The organism is Deinococcus soli (ex Cha et al. 2016) (assembly GCF_001007995.1).
Classification (GTDB): Bacteria; Deinococcota; Deinococci; order Deinococcales; family Deinococcaceae; genus Deinococcus; species Deinococcus soli.
Map to the genome: position 1 here is coordinate 953,923 of NZ_CP011389.1, position 18,586 is coordinate 972,508.

The 18,586-nt window shown below is 72.3% G+C and carries 12 protein-coding genes; 3 read left to right on the forward strand and 9 right to left on the reverse strand.

Features of this window, described 5'->3' with window-relative positions; translation table 11 throughout:
* Window positions 1-52: 52 nt before the first annotated feature.
* The 9 genes from SY84_RS04730 to SY84_RS04765 form a co-directional block, all read right to left on the reverse strand.
* Window positions 53-1,246, reverse strand: coding sequence for a thiolase family protein (locus SY84_RS04730; protein ID WP_046843048.1), 1,194 nt, complete (start codon window positions 1,244-1,246; stop codon window positions 53-55).
* On the reverse strand, window positions 1,246-1,587 hold the full coding sequence (locus SY84_RS16430; protein WP_157882893.1) for a hypothetical protein: 342 nt from the start codon (window positions 1,585-1,587) through the stop codon (window positions 1,246-1,248). Before SY84_RS16430 ends, SY84_RS04730 begins: the two co-directional genes overlap by 1 nt.
* Window positions 1,584-2,807: an alpha/beta hydrolase family protein gene (locus SY84_RS04735; RefSeq protein ID WP_046843049.1), complete on the reverse strand. Its 1,224-nt coding sequence runs from the start codon at window positions 2,805-2,807 to the stop codon at window positions 1,584-1,586. The genes SY84_RS16430 and SY84_RS04735 overlap by 4 nt, the downstream gene beginning before the upstream one ends.
* Complete coding sequence (locus SY84_RS04740; RefSeq protein WP_046843050.1) at window positions 2,804-3,178, reverse strand: four helix bundle protein; 375 nt, start codon at window positions 3,176-3,178, stop codon at window positions 2,804-2,806. The genes SY84_RS04735 and SY84_RS04740 overlap by 4 nt, the downstream gene beginning before the upstream one ends.
* 37 nt (window positions 3,179-3,215) lie before the next feature.
* The gene (locus tag SY84_RS04745; protein ID WP_046843051.1) at window positions 3,216-5,561 is read right to left on the reverse strand and encodes a 3-hydroxyacyl-CoA dehydrogenase/enoyl-CoA hydratase family protein; all 2,346 of its coding nucleotides are present in this window, start codon (window positions 5,559-5,561) and stop codon (window positions 3,216-3,218) included.
* 44 nt (window positions 5,562-5,605) lie between these two features.
* On the reverse strand, window positions 5,606-6,517 hold the full coding sequence (locus tag SY84_RS04750; protein ID WP_046843052.1) for a phosphotransferase: 912 nt from the start codon (window positions 6,515-6,517) through the stop codon (window positions 5,606-5,608).
* A 46-nt stretch (window positions 6,518-6,563) separates the two neighbouring features.
* Window positions 6,564-6,842, reverse strand: coding sequence for a hypothetical protein (locus tag SY84_RS04755; protein ID WP_046844945.1), 279 nt, complete (start codon window positions 6,840-6,842; stop codon window positions 6,564-6,566).
* Window positions 6,839-7,606 carry a sulfite exporter TauE/SafE family protein gene (locus SY84_RS04760; RefSeq protein WP_046843053.1) on the reverse strand — a complete coding sequence of 256 codons (768 nt, stop codon included), beginning with the start codon at window positions 7,604-7,606 and terminating at the stop codon, window positions 6,839-6,841. The genes SY84_RS04755 and SY84_RS04760 overlap by 4 nt, the downstream gene beginning before the upstream one ends.
* Before the next feature lie 63 nt (window positions 7,607-7,669).
* Entirely contained in the window at window positions 7,670-9,199 is a 1,530-nt protein-coding gene (locus tag SY84_RS04765) for a GGDEF domain-containing protein (protein WP_046843054.1), read from the reverse strand.
* A 665-nt stretch (window positions 9,200-9,864) separates the two neighbouring features.
* On the opposite strand from SY84_RS04765, the gene SY84_RS16775 reads away from it, so the two are divergent.
* The 3 genes from SY84_RS16775 to SY84_RS04780 are packed head-to-tail and all read left to right on the forward strand — an operon-like array spanning window position 9,865 to window position 18,586.
* Entirely contained in the window at window positions 9,865-12,528 is a 2,664-nt protein-coding gene (locus tag SY84_RS16775) for a beta strand repeat-containing protein (RefSeq protein WP_046843055.1), read from the forward strand.
* A 29-nt stretch (window positions 12,529-12,557) separates the two neighbouring features.
* The gene (locus SY84_RS04775; protein WP_046843056.1) at window positions 12,558-14,048 is read left to right on the forward strand and encodes a hypothetical protein; all 1,491 of its coding nucleotides are present in this window, start codon (window positions 12,558-12,560) and stop codon (window positions 14,046-14,048) included.
* A complete protein-coding gene (locus SY84_RS04780; RefSeq protein ID WP_046843057.1) occupies window positions 14,045-18,586 on the forward strand; it encodes a hypothetical protein in 4,542 nt (1,513 codons plus the stop codon). Before SY84_RS04775 ends, SY84_RS04780 begins: the two co-directional genes overlap by 4 nt.

The following is an 18,586-nucleotide window of genomic DNA, read 5'->3' on the forward strand; positions in this document are numbered from 1 at the left end:
CCAAGCAGGGCACCCCCTTCCCGGCGGGTGCCCTGCTTCTACACGGCTCGGGTCAGTCGGCGGCCTGGTCCGCGCCGTACACTTCGATGATCCCGGCGGCGCCCATGCCCCCGCCGATGCACATGGTGATCAGGGCCTTCCCGCCCCCACGGCGCTGCAGTTCATAGATGGCGGTCGTGGCGAGTTTCGCGCCGCTGCACCCCAGGGGGTGACCCAGGGCGATCGCGCCGCCGTTGACGTTCATGATGTCCTGGTTCAGGCCCAGTTCCCGCGCCACCGCCAGGGACTGCGCGGCGAACGCCTCGTTCAGCTCGATCAGGTCGATATCGTCCAGGGTCAGGCCGGTCTGCGCCAGCACCTTCGGCACGGCCTTCACGGGCCCGATGCCCATCAGTTCGGGTTCCACGCCCGCCACGGCGAAGCCGAGGAACTTCGCCAGGGGTTTCACGCCGAGTTCCTGCGCCTTCTCGCCGCTCATGATCAGCACGGCGGCCGCGCCGTCACTGAACGGGCTGCTGTTCGCGGCGCTGACCGAACCGGTCGCCTTGAACGCGGGGCGGACCTTCGCCATGTCCGCGAGGTTCGCGTCCCGGCGGATCAGTTCGTCCCTGTCGAAGTTCACGGTTTCGGACTTCATCTTCGTGCCCTTCAGCTTGTCCACGCGGACGGGGACGGGCACGATCTCGGCGTCGAACTTCCCGGCGTCCTGAGCGGCCGCGGCGCGCTGGTGGCTGCGGAACGCGAACGCGTCCTGATCCTCACGGCTGATGCCGTACTTCGCGGCGACGTTCTCGGCGGTCATGCCCATGCCGATGTACGCGCCGGGGCGGGCGTCCACCAGTTCCGGGTTCGGGCTGGGGTTGTGACCGCTCATGGGCACGAAGCTCATGCTCTCCACGCCACCGGCCAGCATCACGTCCGCCTGCCCGGTCTGGATGGCCGCCGCGGCCATGGCGATCGTCTGCAGGCCGCTGGAGCAGAAGCGGTTCACGGTCACGCCGCCCACGCTGTCGGGCATCCCGGCGCGCAGCGCGGCCAGGCGGGCCACGTTCAGGCCCTGCTCCGCCTCGGGAATCGCGCAGCCGAGGTACACGTCCTCGACCAGGGCGGCGTCCACACCGGCGCGCTTGACGGCCTCGTTCAGCACCAGCGCCGCGAGGTCGTCGGGGCGGGTGTTCGCCAGGGTGCCTTTCACGCCACGACCAACGGGCGTCCGGACGGCAGAAACAATAACGGCGTCACGCATCAGGGTTCTCTCCTTGCACCGTCGCTCTCGGACGGTTGAATGTGAATCAGTCCTGTCATCGACAGAAATTCTTTGGTGCTCATCGAGGGGGGCAGGGAGGGGAAAGGAATGTCACTGCCTCCGATCCATGCACCACTCTCGTGTTGAAGGTTGAACGTCGCGCCTGTACCCATGAATACGACCAGGCCCGTGGGCGTGGAGAGACATTCGGGTTGTTCTTCGCTTCCCAGCCAGCTCAGGACGTACCTCTCACCTGCGGCGAGCTGGAAGGTCTCACCCCAAGGTTCCACCACGAGTTCAGTGTCCTCCTTCGGTTGCAGAGGCAAGGTCAGGGCGCTCACCCTTCCACCTCTGGCAGGACTTTGCCGATGAAGGTTTCGAGTTGGGCGTCGTAGGCTTTGGGGTTGATGTTCCACACGCGGATGTGTTTGCCGCCTTCGACCCGGTGGTATTCGATGAGGTCGGGGCGGGCGGCGGCCAGCGCGTCGGCCTGCGCGATGGGGATGGTGCGGTCGCGCGTGCCGTGCCACATGAGGATGGGGAGGTTGAAGTTGGGTGCGGCGCGGATCTGGTCGACGGTGTCGAAGTCCTGGCCGCTGCGGCGTGTCACGACCCACTGGGTGAAGGTGGCGACGTGCCGCGCGAGGAAGGGTGGGAGGCCGAAGCGTTGGCCCTGGGAGAGGATGGTGGCCCGCCAGTCCAGCGCGGGGCAGTCGAGCATGACGCCCGTGACGGGAATGGGGTAGGGCTGGTGCCGTTCGCGCAGGGCGCTGAGGGCGATGTTGCCGCCCATGCTGAAGCCGTACAGCACGGCCCGCCTGTACCCGGCCCCCTGCGCCCAGTGCAGGGCGCTGATGACGTCCTCGGCTTCCTGGTCGCCCAGGGTCAGGTAGCCGGTCTCGCTGCGGGGGGCGCCGTGGGCGTTGCGGAACGTGACGAACAGGCTGGCCGCGCCGGTGCGCCGCAGGGCGGGCAGCATCCGCAGGGCCTGGGGCCGCTGCCCGCCGTGCCCGTGGATGACGATCACGATGGCGTCCGCGCGGCCCGGGGCGTCGCCGCTGGGGGGAATGTGCCAGGCGGGCATGTCGCCCAGCGGGGTGCTGACCGCCGTGTCCTCGAACTCGACGCCCAGCTGCGCGGGCGTGCCGTTGTACACGAAGGTGCTGGCCCACGCGAGCGCGCCGTTGGGCAGCAGGCCGCGTTCCTCCTGCACCGGGCGGCGCACCAGCGTGCCGACGACCTGCCGTTCGCCCAGCACCGCGTGCCCCTTGTTCGGGAGCAGCGGCACGATGCCGATGGGGCCGCGCGACAGCGTCTCACTGCCTGCCGGGAGGTACACCTCGTTTCCGCGCCGACCCACCGGCACGAACACGCCCTTCACCCAGCGGGTCTTGCTGCGCAGGGTGATGTCGGCCCCCACCAGCGCCCCGGCCAGCACCACCCCGGCGTAAGCCAGGGCGGCCCAGCCGAGGGCGCGGCGTTTGCGGACGTTCAGGAGTCGGTCGGTCAGGCGGCCGCCGGTTGATGGGTGATGGGTGATGGGTGATGGTTGGCGCTTCATGCTTCGGCCTTCAGGGTACGGGCGAGGGCACTGAGCATGGCGGCGATGGTCTGCGCCTGCTCGTGAACGGCCTGGGTGTCGGTCTGCGGCACGAAGCCCAGTCGCACGGCGAGTTGCAGTCCGCTGGCAACCTCGTACGTGGATCCTCTGGCCTGCGTCAGGAAGTGGGCGAAGTCCTTGCGGGAGTCCCGCCCGGCCCCTTCGGCAATGTTGAGGGTGACTGAGGTCGCCGCGCGGCGCAGCTGATTGGTGAGGCCGAAGCGTTCGTCCTGAGGAAAATGCCCGGACACGCGGTAGACGTCGGCTGCCATCTCCACCGACAGGTGGTAGACGTCCAGTTTTTCGAATCCGAAGAAGCGTGCCTGAGTCATCTGTCCTCTTTCAACCTTCATCCATCAACTATCGACGTTAGTTGCGCAGGGGTTTGCCGGTCTTGAGCATGTGCTCGATGCGCTGCTGGGTGCCTTTCTTCCCGAGGAGGGTGAGGAAGGCTTCGCGTTCGAGGTCGAGGAGGTGCTGCTCGGACACTTTGGCGGTGCGGTTGTTGCCGGTGCCGCCGGAGAGAACCTTGGCGAGCTGTTCGGACACGACGAGGTCGTAGTCGGTGATGTAGCCGCCCTGGTGCATGCCGTGCAGGGCGCTCTTGATGGCGCCGATGGCGGCGTCGCCCATGACGGGGATGTCCTGGCGGGGGGTGGGTTGCACGTAGCCGGGGGCCAGGGCGAGAACCTGACGCTTGGCGTCCTCGAGGATGTGGTTCTTGTTCATGGCGACGGTGTCGGTGTCGCGCAGGAACCCGAGGTTGCGGGCTTCGAGGGCGCTGGTGCTCACCTTGGCGGTGCCGATGAGTTCGAAGGCGCGCTGCACGGCGGGCAGCAGCGTGGCGCCGACGCGCTGGCTGGGCTGCTGCTGGTCCGTGAAGCGCAGCAGCATTTCCTTGGTGCCGCCGCCGCCGGGGATCAGCCCGACGCCGACTTCCACGAGGCCCATGTACAGTTCGGCGCTGGCGACGACGTGGTCGGCGTGCAGGGTGAATTCGGCGCCACCGCCGAGCGTCAGACCGAAGGGTGCGGCGACGGTGGGGTGGGGGCTGAAGCGCAGCGAGGTGGTGACCTGCTGGAACTGCTTGATCATGTCGTCGAGTTCGTCCCACTCGTCCGCCTGCGCCTGCGAGAGGATCAGGGGCAGGTTGGCGCCCGCGCTGAAGTTCTCGCCCTGGTTGCCGATGACGAGGCCGTGGTAGCCCAGGTCCTGCACGAGCTTGTGGGCGTCCTGCACGGTGCGCAGCTGGTCCTCGCCGAGGGCGTTCATCTTGGCGTGCCATTCGGCCAGCAGGACGCCGTCGCCCAGGTCGATGACGCTGGCCCCGGCGCGTTTCTTGACGATCTTCGTGGCGTCCTTCTTCAGGTCGGTCAGGATGAAGTAGGGGGCCTGGTAGGGGGTGGGCTGGCCTTCAGGCGTGACGATCTCGCCGCCCTGGTAGAAGGCGTCGCGGCCACTGGCTTTCATGGCGGCCAGCAGGGGGGGCAGGGTGCGGCCCTCGGCTTCGAGGTTGGCGATGACGCTCTGGACGCCCAGGGTGTCCATCGTCTCGAAGGGACCCTGTTCCCAGCCGAAGCCCCACTTCAGGGCGTTGTCGATGTCCTGAAGGCGGTTGCTGACGTTGCCGGCCATCTTGGCGGCGTACCAGAAGCCGTCGTTCATGACGCCGCGCAGGAACTCCCCTTCCTTGCCTTCAGCGCCGTACAGGGCCTTCACGCGCTCAGCCAGGGGGCGGCCTTTGACGGCGTCCACGGCGGCGACCTTGACCTTGCCCTGGTCCTCGTACTCGAAGGTGTCGAGGTTCAGGTTCAGGATCTTGGTCTTGCCCTTCTCGTCCTTGGTCTTCTTGTAGAAGCCGCTGCCGGTCTTGTCGCCCAGCCACTTCTTGTCTTCCACCAGGGTGCGGAAGGCGGGCGTGAGGGTGAAGTCCTCGTCGTCCGGCGTGGCTTTGCCCAGGTCATTGGACACGTGGTAGATGATGTCCAGGCCCGAGAGGTCGGCGGTGCGGAAGGTGGCTGACGAGGCGCGGCCCAGGGCGGGGCCCGTGAGCTGGTCGACCTGCGCGGGGGTCAGTCCGGCCCGCTGCATGTGGTCCATGGCGCGGACGATGCCGTACACGCCGATGCGGTTGGCGACGAAGCCCGGCACGTCGTTGGCGACCACGATGCCCTTGCCGAGGGTGGTTTCCGCGAACTCGCTGAAGGTCTTCACGATCGCCGGGTCGGTCTTGGGCGTGGGAATGACTTCCAGGAGGTGCAGGTAGCGGGGCGGGTTGAAGAAGTGCGCGCCCACGAAGCGGCGCTGGAAGTCCTCGCTGCGCCCCTCGATCTGGAGGTGCATGGGGATGCCGCTGGAGTTGCTGCTGATGATCGCGGTTTTCTTGGCCACCTGCTCGACTTTGGCCCACAGGTCGCGTTTGGCGTCGAGTTTCTCGATGATCGCCTCGATGATCCAGTCGGCGTCCTTGAGTTTTTTCAGGTCGTCTTCGAGGTTGCCCACCTGAATCAGGCTGGCGCGGCTGGCGTCCATGAAGGCGGCGGGGCGGGCTTTCAGGGCGCGCTCCACGCCACTCTTGGCGAGGAAGTTGCGGTCGGGGTTGTCGGGCAGGACGATGTCCAGCAGGGTGACGGGAATCCCGGCGTTGGCGAGCTGAGCGGCGATGGCAGCGCCCATGACGCCTGCGCCGATGACTGCGGCTTTCTGAATCTTCATGCGACCTCCTGCGAGATACCTATAAAATTAGACTCGGTTCAAGTTTAAGACTGCGGCGGGGCGTTTGTCCACCAGCCCCGCACCCCGTTCAGCGCCCGCCGTCCCGCCTCCAGATACGCGGGTCGGCCCTCCCGCACCGCGAACGCCAGATCGCCCAGCGCGCGGCACAGCGCGTACCACGCCGCGCGCTCCCACACCACCCCGGACGCCGGGTAAACCACCCGCGCGGCGTGCCACAGCACCGGGTCACCCCAGTGGATCAGGCCCGCCAGATCCCGCGCCGGGTCCCCCAGCGCCGCGTCCGCCCAGTCCAGCACACCCACGAGTCGCCCCGCCCCGTCCAGCTGAATGTGCTCAGCCGCGAAATCCCCGTGAATGGGCACCGGGCTCACCTCCCACAGGTCGGGCACCGCCTGCACGCGGGCCGCCCAGGTCCCGGCCTCCGGCAGGACACCCGCTGCCGCCGCCACAGCCAGATCGTCCAGTGCGGCGGCCCGCCAGTCGCGCCCCGTCGGGTCGAGATCCACGCCCAGCCCGGAGCCCTGTGGGTTCAGGGCGTGCAGCTCGGCCAGCCAGCACCCCAGCACCTCACCCAGCGCGCCTGGATCGGCCAGAGGCGGCCCCAGTGCCGATACGCCGGGCACGCGCCGCGCCACGCTGAACCCCTCCGGGGCCAGGGGCGCCGGTTCCCCCATGTGTAGCACCTCCGGCAGCGCCGCGCCGGGCAGTCTGGGGGTCAGCCACGCCAGCAGCCGGGCCTCGCGCCGCAGGGCCTCTCCACCGCCGGGCCAGCGGGGCAGGCGCACCACCCGGTCCTCCCCCAGAGCGTAGGCGCGGTGATCGCTGCCCGCGCCCAGCCATGACACCGCGCCCCGCCACGACACCACGTCCGGCGAGGCGTGCAGCAGGGCCGCCACCTGCGCCGGGGTCAGGCTCGGGAGTTCCGGGGCGTTCACCCCGCCAGTCCACCACGCCCGGGTGAGGGGGCGGGTGAGGGGCGGCCTACTTGATGAAGCCTTTCACCACGAACACCAGCGCCAGCCCCGCCAGGGCCAGCAGCGCCGCGCCGCTCAGGCGGCGGTCCGTGCGCCAGCCCGCCGCCGCCACCCACAGCGCCGCCAGGACCGGCACGGCCGCCACCCACACCACGCCCACCCACGCGTAGTCCGGCAGCAGCACCCCCACCGCCAGCAGCGCCACGCCCACCCAGAAGCCCAGCGGGTACAGCCACGCGGGCAGCCCGGCCAGTTCGGTGTTGTTCCTGCGGTCCGGGGCGCTCACGCCTGCCCCCAGTACTTCCACAGCAGTTGCCCGGCAGTGAAGATCAGCAGCAGGCTGAAGAACAGTTTCAGCTGCGCGGCGGGAATGCGGCTTTGCAGGCTGGCTCCGGCGCGCGCGCCGATCAGGACGCCCAGCGCCACCCCGGCCGCCAGGCGCAGGTCAAGCAGGCCGCCCGCCTGGTACACCAGGGCGTTGCCGACGGCGGTCAGGCCCATGATGAAGGTGCTCGTGGCGATGGCCTGCCGGATGGGCACGCCCGCCATGAGGTTCAGCACCGGGACCTGCACGGTGCCGCCGCCGATGCCCAGCAGGCCGCTCATGATGCCCGCGAAGGTCATGGCCGGGGGGACCAGACGGGAGGGTTCGCGTTCGACCTCCACGCGTTTCAGTCCGCGCAGGAGGTTGTACGCGGAGTACAGCAGCAGCGCCGCGAACACGGTCGCGACCGCGCGCGCCGGGAGGATCAGGCCCAGGAACGACCCGGCGGCCCCGCCGACGATGGTGTAGGGAGAGAGCAGGTACCCGGTCCGCGCGCGCACGAGGCCCTGCTGCAGGTAGCTGGCCGCGCCGCTGAGGCCCACGGCGAGCACGCCGATCTGGCTGATCGCGACCGCCTGCGCGATCGTGATGTCCCGCCCGAAGTGCGGCAGCAGGAATTCCAGCGCGGGGACGACGACCACGCCGCCCCCCAGGCCCAGGATCGCGCCGAGCACCCCGGCGAGCAGGCCCACGCCGATCACGGCGAGCGTCACGGCACTGATCACGCGCGGCCCTGCCCGGCGGGCGCGGTCAGGATACGGACACGGGTTGAACTCACGTCCCGGAGGCTAACACGGGCCCGGCGGGTCCGGGCGGGGCCGCAGCGCGTCCGGGAGGGCCTCGGCCTCCCGCAGCTGCGCGCCGCCCCCGCGCTTGGCGAGGTACAGGGCGGCGTCCGCGCGGCCCAGCAGCGCGTCGGGGGACACGCCGGGTTCGCCCTGCGCCACGCCGACCGACACGCCCAGCGTCATGTGACCGCCGCGCACCTCAAAGGGCTCGGACAGCCGCCCGATCAGGAGCGCCGCGACCTGCCGGACCTGCGGGGCGCCCAGCGGCTCGCGGCTGAGCAGCGCGAACTCGTCGCCGCCCAGGCGGGCCGCATCGAACCAGGGTTCGCTGACGTCGTGAATGCGGCGGGCCACGTCGCGCAGCACGCGGTCCCCGGCGGCGTGCCCGTGGGTGTCGTTCACGGGTTTAAACCCGTCGAGGTCCAGCATGAGCAGGGTGCGCAGCCCGGTCTGGGCCTGCATGAGCTGCCGGAACCCGTCACGGTTGAGCAGCCCGGTCAGGCTGTCGTGCAGCGCGCGGTATTCCATCTCGTCGCGGCTGCCGCGCAGTTGCGCGGCCTGCTCGGTCAGCAGGCGGTTCAGGCGGCCGGTGTCCACCAGTGTGTACGCCTGCCGGACCATCACGAGCGCGAAGACGGTCACGGTGAACCACACCACGCCGCGCCCGCGCAGATCGAGGCTCAGACCGTTGAAGATCAGGATCAGGCAGGCGGTCAGGACCGCCAGGTACGGCAGGGTCCGCACGATCAGCGTCACGGCCACCGGGGTGGGCGCGGTCAGGTCGGGGCGACGGACGAGCAGTGCAAATCCCACTGCCTGCCCGACCGTGCCCCAGGTCCACAACAGGTCGGTCAGGCCGACGGGGATGCGAACCGGCCCGTCGATCAGGTACAGCAGGTCCGCCGCCACGTAGGACAGCAGGCCCGCCACGAGCGGCCAGGAGTGGTCGCGGCCCAGCCGCAGCCGCAGCAGCGCCAGGGTCAGCAGGATCACGTCGAGGACCACGTACGACACGTTCACGGACTTGAACAGCAGCGTGGTGCGCGGGTCGGCCAGCAGCGGCACGAGGCCCAGGACCCAGGAGAGTTCCGCGACGACCACGCCGGTGATCAGGCTGTCCAGAACCCCTTCGGGTGGCGTCAGGCGCCGCTCGCGCTGCGGGGGACGCGGGCCGGCGCGTGTGCCGAGCAGCAGGGCCACCAGTCCCAGGTAATAGGCGTGGTACAGCGCGTCTCCCACGCCGTAGTCAGGAGCGCGCAGGTCCTGCAGGTCATACGCGGCGACCAGGATCACCTCGGCGCCCGCCAGGAAGGTCAGACAGACGGCGGCCCACACGGCCAGCCGCCGGTCACGCGCGCCGCGGACCGCCTGCCAGCTGGCCAGCGCGGCCAGCGCCGGGACGATCAGGTACAGCCGGTCCGAGACAGTCAGGATGTCCCCGGCGCGGTGACTGAAGATCAGTGACACGCTGTGCGCGGCCGCCAGCAGCAGCAGCGGCACGAACAGGGTAGGCAGCGGGAAGGGGCGCATGGGCAGTCCGCACTCAGGGTAGCGCGCGGCGTCCTTCACGGGCCTGACAGGGCACCCGGCACCGGTGTGCAGGTCCCCTGAACGGACAGGGGAACGCCCCCCACTCCAGCCGCGGCCCTTCTCAGCCGGACGCATCGTGTCTGGTGGACCGCCCGGAACGCGCGTTGTTCTCACCCTGCGGGGCGACGCTCCCGGACGCGTCCGCCCGGAAAGGTGGGTGCACGCCACTCCACCGGAGTCCGGCTGCCCCCAGCGGTGCATCTCGCTGTGAACATCGGCGGGGGGGGGGAGCAGCGTACCGGACCGGTCGGGCGCCCGCCACCGCAGGTGACCAGGTGATCAATTCATGAAGGTGCGCCGCGCTGCCCGGTCAGAGTCTGACTGGCCGGGCGCGCCCATGACCACCCGGTCAGCCCGCCCGGTCACCCGGACGGCCCCAGGCCTCTGGCCGCTCCAGGAGCCGTCAGCGCCCGGGGCGAGCGGACTGGCGCCCCCTCCCCTCCCCCCCCCACCGTCATGCAGGCCAGAGCTGGCGGCAGGTGGGGGGGCTGTCAGGGCCCCTTCCGTACCGTCAGGGCACGACTGACAGGCCCCTGACAGCTCCGGCAGGTCGCCTGCCCCGCAATACACGCACTCAGCCCTCACACTCCACCCGGAGGCCACCCATGAAAGGAACGACCGCCCTCCTGACTGCTGCCCTCAGCCTGCTCGGCGCCGCCATGGCCGCCGGGACCACGCAGGGCACCGCGATCACGAACACCGCGACCCTGACCTATAAAGACGCGCTGAACCAGAACCGGACCGCCAGTTCCAACATCGTGACCGTCACCGTCCGTCAGGTGTACGTGACCACCGTCACGCCCGACGCTGCCGAGGGGAGCATTCCCGCCGGGCGGCAGCTGAGCACCTATGTGGGCGGCACCCGCCAGTACCCGTACACCCTGACGAACGGCGGGAACGGCCCGGACAGCTTCACGCTGAGCTTCACGCAGTCCGGCGCGGACGACTTCAACCCTGGCCTGAAGGTGTACCGCGACCTGGACGGCGACGGGACCTTCAGCGACGAGGTCACCGCGCCCATCAGCCTCGCGGCGGACGCCAGCGTGAACCTGATGGTCAGGGCCACCGTCCCCAGCGGCCCGCAGGTCGGGAACACCGGCATCTTCGCGCTGGTCGCCACGTCCACCGGGGACACCAGCGTGACGGACACCAACAACTACGCGCAGCTGACCGTCTCCGCCGACGGGCTGCTGGGGGTCACGAACACGGTCTCGCCCGGCGGGACCGCCGTGCCCGGCGCGACCCTGACGTACACCGTGACCGGCACCGTCGCCAGCGGCAACCCGGTCGGCGCGGTCAGCAACGTCGTCACCGTGGACGGCGCCGCCCGCAGCGGCGTGCTGATCACCGACACGCTGACCAACCTGAACTTCACGGCCCTGAGCAGCGTCACCGCCACGAACGGCACGGCCACCGCGCTGTACTCCACCGACGCGGGCAGCACCTGGAGCGCCACGAACCCCGGCAGCGGCGTGAACGCCGTGGCCATCCTGGTCGAGGGCAGCGGCAGCTTCCTGCTGGCCGGGAACACCGTGCAGCTGGTGTACACCGCGCAGGTGCCCGCCACCGCCCTGGCGGGCAGCACCGTGGGCGGCAGCGCCAGCGCCCGGTTCGACGGGAACGGCGACGCCGCCACGAACGAACTGCCCGAGACCACCACGCCCGTCGCCGTGAGCACCACGGTCGCCACCGTGACCGGCGGGGCGGTCGGGCCCAGCGCCTTCCCGCAGGCCGGCGCGACCGGCACGTACACACTGGGCGGCGTGACCATCGCCCGCAGCGGCGACACGCAGACCACCCAGACGGACATCGTCGCGGGCACCCGCGTGACCTTCCGGCAGACGCTGCGCAACACCGGCAACGCCAGCAACGACTTCACGCTGGCCGTCAGCGGCGCCCCCAGCGGGTGGACCTGCACCGTGAACACCATCGACGGGTCCGGCACGCTGGGCACCCTGACAAACCCCGTCACGGTCGCCGCACTGACCGACTACACCTTCGCGGTGTCGTGCGCGGTGCCGTTCAGCGCCGCCGGAAGCACGAACGTCGCCCTGACCGTCACCGCCACCCCGGCGGGCGGCAGCGCCGACACCACCACCAGCACCGTCGCGACCATCACCGCCGCCGGACTCCCGCAGCTGGGCAACGGGGACGGCAGCGACGCCACGGCGCCCACCAGCACGAACGTCACGGCGGGCGGCGACCCGGGTGAGAACGCCCTGTTCCGCCTGGAACTCCTGAACGGCGGGCCCGTGGACGAGGCCTTCACCCTGAGCGGTCCGGCGGGCACCGTGTTCTACCTGGACCTGGACGGCGACGGCGTGATCGACCCGGGCGAGCCGCCGGTCACGACCACCGCCGCCCTGACGCCCGGCCAGAGCGTCAACCTGATCGCAGCCGTGCCGGTCGCGGCGGGCAGCGCCACCGGCACCAGCCCCGCGGTGTTCACCGCGACCAGCACCCTGGACGCGACCCGCACGAGCAGCGTCACGGATACGCTGCGCGTGAACGCCGTCGCGAGCGGGACGTTCACGGCGGACAGTTCGCTCAGCACCATCGCGGGCGGGACGGTCACCCACGCGCACACCCTGACGAACACCGGGAACGGCGCGGCCGACTACGCCGCCGGGCCGCTGCCCACCACCGGCGGCTTCGCGTACGCCTTCTCGACCAGTCCCAGCGGGCCCTTCACGAGCACGCTGGGCGGGACGCTGGCGGCCGGGGCATCCACCCCGGTATACGTGCGGGTCACGGCGCCCACGCTGGCCAGCGGCGCCACGGACAGCCAGACGAAGACGGTGCCGGTCACGCTGACCATGCAGGACGCCCCGCAGCCCGCCGTGACGCTCAGCGTGCAGGACACCACCGGCGTGCAGAGCGTCGTGGGCACCGTGAACAAGAGCGCGCTGCGGTGCGCAGACGCCACCTGCGCGGTCACCAGCGCCATCACCGATGGGAAGGTCAGCCCCGGCGACATCGTGCAGTACACCCTGCAGGTCGTGAACAGCGGCACCAGCACCCTGTACGGCGCGCTGCTGAGCGACACGCGGCCCACCAGCACCACCTTCGTGAAACTGACCGGCGGCACCAGCATCCTGTTCAGCACCGACAGCGGCGCCACCTGGACTGCCGCGCCGCCCACCGCACTGTCCGGCGGTAACGACTTCCTGGCGGGCCTGGACACCAACGGCGACAGCGTGATCAATGACCTGGACACCCTCGCGCCGGGCGCCGGGTTCACCGTCACGTTCGTCGTCCGGATCAACTGAGCGCCGGGCCCGCACCGGGAGTCCTCCTCATGCCCCGACCGAGCCTGCTGCCCCTGACCCTGAGCGCGCTGCTGAGCGGCGCGGCGGCCCTCAGCATCCCGAACACCGCGTCCCTGTCTGCACGGGGCGTGCGCGTGAACTCGAACACCGTCGAACTGACGCGCGTGGCGCCCTGTGATCCGCGCGTCACGCCGGACGGCAGCGCCGCGCAGCCCGCCCGGACCCTGGACCTCGCCACGCCCGGCAGCCTGCTCATCCCGTACCAGCTGACGCAGGCGGGCGACGTGCCCGGCCCGGTCCGGCTGAGCGTCACCCTGAGCGGCGCCCCGGCCGGCGCGCGCGCCCAGGTGCAGGCGCCGGGCGGCGAGGCGCTGGACAGCGTGCCCCTCGCGCCCGGCGAGACCCGCCGCGTGAACGTGGCGCTGCTCGTCCCGCAGGGCGCGCAGGGGGAACTGGACGTGAACCTCGCCGCGCAGTGCGGCGCGAGCAGCGACCCGCTGAACGTCACGCGCGTGCGGCTCTCACCGCAGGTGAACCTGCTGCTGACGCACACCGTCACGCCCGCCCGCAGCGAGGTGGGCCGCACGGTGCCGTTCACGCTGCGCCTGCCGAACCCGGCCGCGCGGCCCATCACGCCGGAACTGACCGTCACGCTGCCCGCCGGGCTGAGCGTCGTGCCCGGCAGCGCCCGCAGCGGCGACCGGCCCGTGCCCGCCACGTCCGGCGCGGACGGCCGCGTGACCTTCACGCCCGGCCCGCTGGAGCCCGGCGCGACCCTGACCGTCACGTACGACGCGCTGATCACCCCGCAGGCCCTGCCGGATCCCGGCACGGAACGCACCCTGCAGGTGCCCGCCACGGCCCGCGCCCAGTACGCCGGGCAGACGCTGGTCGCCCCGGAGGCCCGCGCGGCCCTGATCGTGGCGCCCGGCGTGTTCGACCGGCGCGGCACCGTGATCGGCGAGGTGTTCCTCGACGCGAACGGCAACGGCCGCCGCGACCCGGACGACAGCCCGCTGGCCGGGGCGCGCGTGCTGCTTGCCAACGGGCAGCAGACCCTGACCGACGAGCAGGGCCGCTACGCGCTGCGTGACCTGACGCCCGGCCCGTGGCTGCTGCGCCTGGACGCCGCCACCGCGCCATTCGAGCCGGTGCCGGGGCTGGGCGCGCGCCTGGTGGACGTCTTCGCGCTGACCCGCGTGGACTTCGCGCTGCGCCTGCCGGGCGCGCAGCCTGCCCCGGCCGGGACGCTGGCCGCGCCGCGCGACACGACCGTGCGCAGCGGCCCGGTGGTCGTCACGCGCCGCGTGACCGCGCAGCCCGGCGGCGCGAGCCTGATCACGCTGGAACTCAGCAGCGCCCGGCCGGTCGCGGACGTGACCGTCACCGACCACGCCGGGCCGGACGAGCCGCCGCGCAGCTTCCGCGTGACGCTGCTGTCGGGACCCGTCACCTTCTCGTACCTGACCCTCACGCCGGCCGGACCGAACGATCCGGACGTGCTCTGGAGAGAACCATGACCACGTCATTCCGCATGAGGCCCCGCCTGGGGGCGCTGCTCCTGAGCGCCATGCTGGGTTTGGCGCAGGCGGCGCCAGTGGCGCTGCGTGCCGCCCTGAGCGGCGAGGACGCCCCGGCCGTGCCCGCCACCGTGACCCTGCTGGGCGACCGGGGCGAACAGACCGTCATGCTGCCCGAGGGCGGCGCGGTGCTGGACCTGCCGCCCGGCGAGTTCCGCGTGACCGTCGCGGGCGGCGCGACGCTGCTCACGCCGTCGTTCACGGTCACCGAGCGCGGCGCGGACGTGACGCTGCGCGTGCAGCCGGACGTGACGGTCCGCGCGCAGCTGCCCGCCACGGCCGCGCCCGGCGAGACCGTCACGGCCCGCGTCACGCTGAGCAGCGCGTACGGCGCTCCGCTGACCCTCACGCCAGAGCTGTCCCTGAGCCCGGGGCTGCTGCTGCTGCGCCGCGTGAACCTCACGCGGACGCTCGCGCCGGGGCAGACCGTGACGCTGGAGGTTCCGCTGCTGGTGGGCGCCGCCGAGGACCTGGGCCTGAGCGTGAACATCCGCGGCCTGAACGCCCGCGCCGACGCGACCCTGCTGGGCCGCGCGCCCGCCCGCGCGCAGGTGGACCTGGAAGATCCGGAGGCGGCGGATGACGCCGGTGCGGCGATCCGCACCGCCGGGCGCACCCTGACCGTCCGGAACGTGGGCGGCGAGGACGGCGTGTTCCCTGTGCAGGTGCAGGCGCAGGGTGTGCGCGACGCGCGCGTGATGCGCGGTGGACAACCGCTGGGCGGCGCGACCCTGGGTGTAGCGGCCGGGCAGGAGGTCCGGCTGGACGTGGCGGGCGAGGCGACCGGGCCGGGCGCGCAGCTGACCGTCACGGTGGGCGGCGTGCCCACGCGCGTGCCGCTGGCCGCGCCGGACGCGCCGCTGCTGGGCACCCTGAGCGTCACGCCGGCCGATCCGCTGCCGGGCGAGACGGTGACCGTCACGCTGCGCCTGGACAACCGCAGCGGCGCCCCGGTCAGCGGCCCGCTGCGCGTGCAGGCGCCCACGTGGCTGACCCTGGACGGCCCTCCCGGGGACAGCGTCACGGTCCCGGAGGGCACCTCGGAGCTGAGCTGGACGGCCCGCGTGCCCTTCGGCCCGGCCGACCGGGGGTTGGTCAGCGTGGAGGGCAGCGGGCCGCTCGCGGCGCTGCGGGACGCCCGGCCAGTCACGCGGACCCTGCTGGCCGTGCAGGCCGGGGTGGACCCGGACGTCGCCGCAGCCGGTTCGGATGGACTGCTGCCGCTGCTGGTGCGCAACCCGACCGGACGGCCCGTCACGGTGCGCCTTCAGGTGGACGCGCAGGCGCCCGCCGACAGCGGCCTGCCGGCCGAACTGGACCTGGAGCCCCACGCGGCGGCCGTCACGAACGTCAGCGTGCAGAGCCCGGAGGCCGGGACGGTCAGCGTGACGGTCACGCCCCTGATCGCGGGCGTGGTGGCGGGCGCGCCGCAGCCGGGCGGGGTGACCTTCGCGGCGGTCACGCAGGCGCAGCGGCGCAGCACCCTGCGGCTGCCGTTCGACATCCGTGGCCTGACGACCGGGCGTGTCCTGGCGGCGCACCTCCCGCCCGAGGGCGCGCGGTTCGTGCCGGGCAGCGCCACCGCGCTGCTGGATACGCGACGCGTGGCGCTGCCCGACCCGCGCGTGGGGGACGACGGGCGCCTGCACTGGACGCTGCCGGAAGGTGTCCGACAGGGCGCGCTGGTGTACGACGTGCTGCACAGTGACGCGCTGGACGCGCCGCTGCCGCTGGACCTGACCGCGCGGGTCGGCGAGCGGGACCTGCCCCTGGCCGGGCAGCTGCGCAGCGAGGACGCCGCGCGCGCCGCGCCGCTGCAGGTCAGTGAACGCGACGGGCTGATCCGCTTCCCGCGTGACGGCACGGTGCTGCCCGACGGGGGCCGCAGCGACGTGACGCTGGAAGGTCCGGCCGGGGTGCCGGTGCGCCTGACCGTGAACGGCGAGGAGGTCCCGGACGAGCGGATCGGCGAGGCGGGCCGCGCCTTCGACCGCGAGCGGCGCGTGTACGTGGGGCTGCCCATGCAGGTCGGCGTGAACGTCATCGAGGTCAGGTACGGCGCGCTGAGTGACCGCGTGCAGGTGGTCGTGCCGGGCGCCGCCACGCAGCTGGACCTGAGTCTGGACGGCAGCACGGTCGCGGACGGCAGCCGCCCGGTGGCGCTGCTGGTCCGCAGCCTGGACGCGCAGGGCCGCCCGTCCGGCGAGGGTCAGGTGACGCTGAGCACCAGCCTCGAACCGCTGGATCCCGACGCGGACCCCGGCGCGCCCGGCTACCAGGTGAACCTGCGCGGCGGCGTGGCGCGCGTGCGGCTCGAGGCGGTGTCCAGCGCGCAGACCCTGGAGGCCGAGGCGCTGCTGGGGCAGTTGCGGGCCCGAGCGGCGCTGTTCGTGCCGGTCCCGCAGCTGACGAGCGCGTCGTACCAGGCGAGCGCCGGATTGACGTACTCCGCGCGCGGCGGCCTGCGCGCGCAGCTGAGTGCACGCGGGTACGCGGAGTTCCCCGCGTGGCAGGGGCAGATGCAGGTCGTGGCGGACACCGGACAGCTCCCCGGTCTGGACAGCGCCGCCACGGCTGCGCGCCGCTACGCCCTGACCGGCAGCGGCACCGAGCCCCGCAGCGCGCTGAGCAGTGACCTGGGGTTCGCGTTCCGGTTCGAGCGGCAGGAACTGAGCGCCGGGTACTTCGCCGGCCCGCTGAACCTGCCGGGCCTGAACAGCCTGCCGACCGCGAGTGCGCTGCGCGTCACGACGCACGGGCGGGGCGTGAGTCTGTTTGCGGTTGCGGCGCGCGTGCCGGGCGGGACGGTCACCGACACCTTCGGGCCGGACGGTGGGCGCCGCTTCACGCTGCGCGCCCGGCCGCTGGTGGGAACGGAACGGGTGGTGCTGCGCGGCGCGACTGATCAGGTGCTCACGGCGGGCCGGGACTACACGCTGGACCCGGTGACGGGCGACCTGACGCTGGCGCGCACCCCGTCGCTGTTCGGTCCGAACTTCGAGCGGCAGACGCTGGTGGTCACGTACTCGGCGGTGGGTGAGGCGGGCGTGCGGCTGGGTGCCGGGGTGGGGGCCAGCGTGCAGCGCGGCGGGTGGACACTGGGCGGGTCGGTGGCGGTGCTGGGGACGCAGCCGGCCTTCGGGGTGCAGGCGCGTTACGTGCGGCCCGGCACGGAGTTCGGCGTGGCGTTCACGCGCGGCCCGGACAGCCCGGAGGGTCGTCTGAGCGTGGCGGGCAGCGTGCAGCGGGGGCCGCTGAGCGGCTCGCTGAGCGTAGGGGGCAGCGGGGACCTGCGCGTGACGCTGGCGGGCGCGGCGGAACTCGCGTACCGGCCCGGTCCGTTCGGGGTGAAACTGTCGGGCCGGGTGCAGGAAGGGGGGCTGTGGACGGCCGCGCAGGGCGAGTGGCGGCCCGCGGAAGGCGTGACCCTGTCGGCCGGGCCGGAGGTCCGCTGGGGCGCGCAGGGAACGGCGCTGAACGCGCTGCTGGGCGTGTCGGTGACGCGGGGGAACGTCTCGGCGGACCTGTCGCACGCGCAGCCGCTGCTGGGCGGGGATGATCCGCTGACGCGGCTGGGCGTGTCGTACGCGCTGAGTGCCACGACGGCCGTGACGGCGCGCGTGCAGCGCGGCGGGCCGGACGGCGCGCTCAGCGGCGAGGTGGGCGTCAGTCAGAAGTTGGGGACCAGCAACCTGAATGTCACGTACCAGCTGCCCGGCGTGAGCGGGCAGAGCAGCCGCGCACGCTTCGGGGTGAACACGCCCCTGGTGTTCAGCCCGAACCTGAGTGCCACGCTGAGCGCGTCGCTGCTGCGGGACCTGGACCGGGGGGTGAACACGGCCGGGGCGGGCTTCACGGTGAACTACCGCCGCGCGGGCCTGAGCGGCACGCTGGGCGTGGACGGCACGCGCGGCGAGGGCGGCGCGCGCGTGACGGTACGGGGCGGCGTGAGCGGCACCGTGAAGACGCACGTGCTCAGCGTGGACGGCAGCCTTCAGGTGCGGCCCGAGCTGGGTGGGCAGCTGAACGTCAGTCACGCGTGGCGTTCGGACCGCGCGGCGCTGCTGCAGTACCACCGCTTCAGCAGCCTGGGCGCCGACCCGACCCTGGAGGGCGAGGTCGCGCTGCACGTCGACCTGCCGCGCGCCGGGGGCCGTCCGGGCCTGACGCTGCAGCCGTCGGTGGCGTACCAGCTGCCCACGCGGCGCCGCGAGGACCTGACGGGGCAGCTGGGCCTGAGCGTCACGGTGCCGCTGGACGGGCGGTTCAGTGTGGGGGTCAGCGGGTTCCTGATCGGCCAGCCGGGCCGGGAGCAGTACGCGGCGACGCTGGGCGCGGACGTGCGCGTGCGCGTCAACGAGAACCTGCGCGTGGTGGGGGGCTACACCCTGAACGTGGCGGGGGCGGATCTGGCGGGCCTGACGCCCGGGGCGGGCGGCGGCTTCTTCGTGCGCGCCGACCTGTTCGGAGGACGATGA

Bases quoted from the DNA above. Each gene is read 5' to 3' on its own strand.
- SY84_RS04730 (WP_046843048.1), bottom strand. From the start codon at position 1,246: ATGCGTGACGCCGTTATTGTTTCTGCCGTCCGGACGCCCGTTGGTCGT.
- SY84_RS04735 (WP_046843049.1), bottom strand. From the start codon at position 2,807: ATGAAGCGCCAACCATCACCCATCACCCATCACCCATCAACCGGCGGC.
- SY84_RS04740 (WP_046843050.1), bottom strand. From the start codon at position 3,178: ATGACTCAGGCACGCTTCTTCGGATTCGAAAAACTGGACGTCTACCAC.
- SY84_RS04745 (WP_046843051.1), bottom strand. From the start codon at position 5,561: ATGAAGATTCAGAAAGCCGCAGTCATCGGCGCAGGCGTCATGGGCGCT.
- SY84_RS04765 (WP_046843054.1), bottom strand. From the start codon at position 9,199: ATGCGCCCCTTCCCGCTGCCTACCCTGTTCGTGCCGCTGCTGCTGCTG.
- SY84_RS16775 (WP_046843055.1), top strand. From the start codon at position 9,865: ATGAAAGGAACGACCGCCCTCCTGACTGCTGCCCTCAGCCTGCTCGGC.
- SY84_RS04775 (WP_046843056.1), top strand. From the start codon at position 12,558: ATGCCCCGACCGAGCCTGCTGCCCCTGACCCTGAGCGCGCTGCTGAGC.
- SY84_RS04780 (WP_046843057.1), top strand. From the start codon at position 14,045: ATGACCACGTCATTCCGCATGAGGCCCCGCCTGGGGGCGCTGCTCCTG.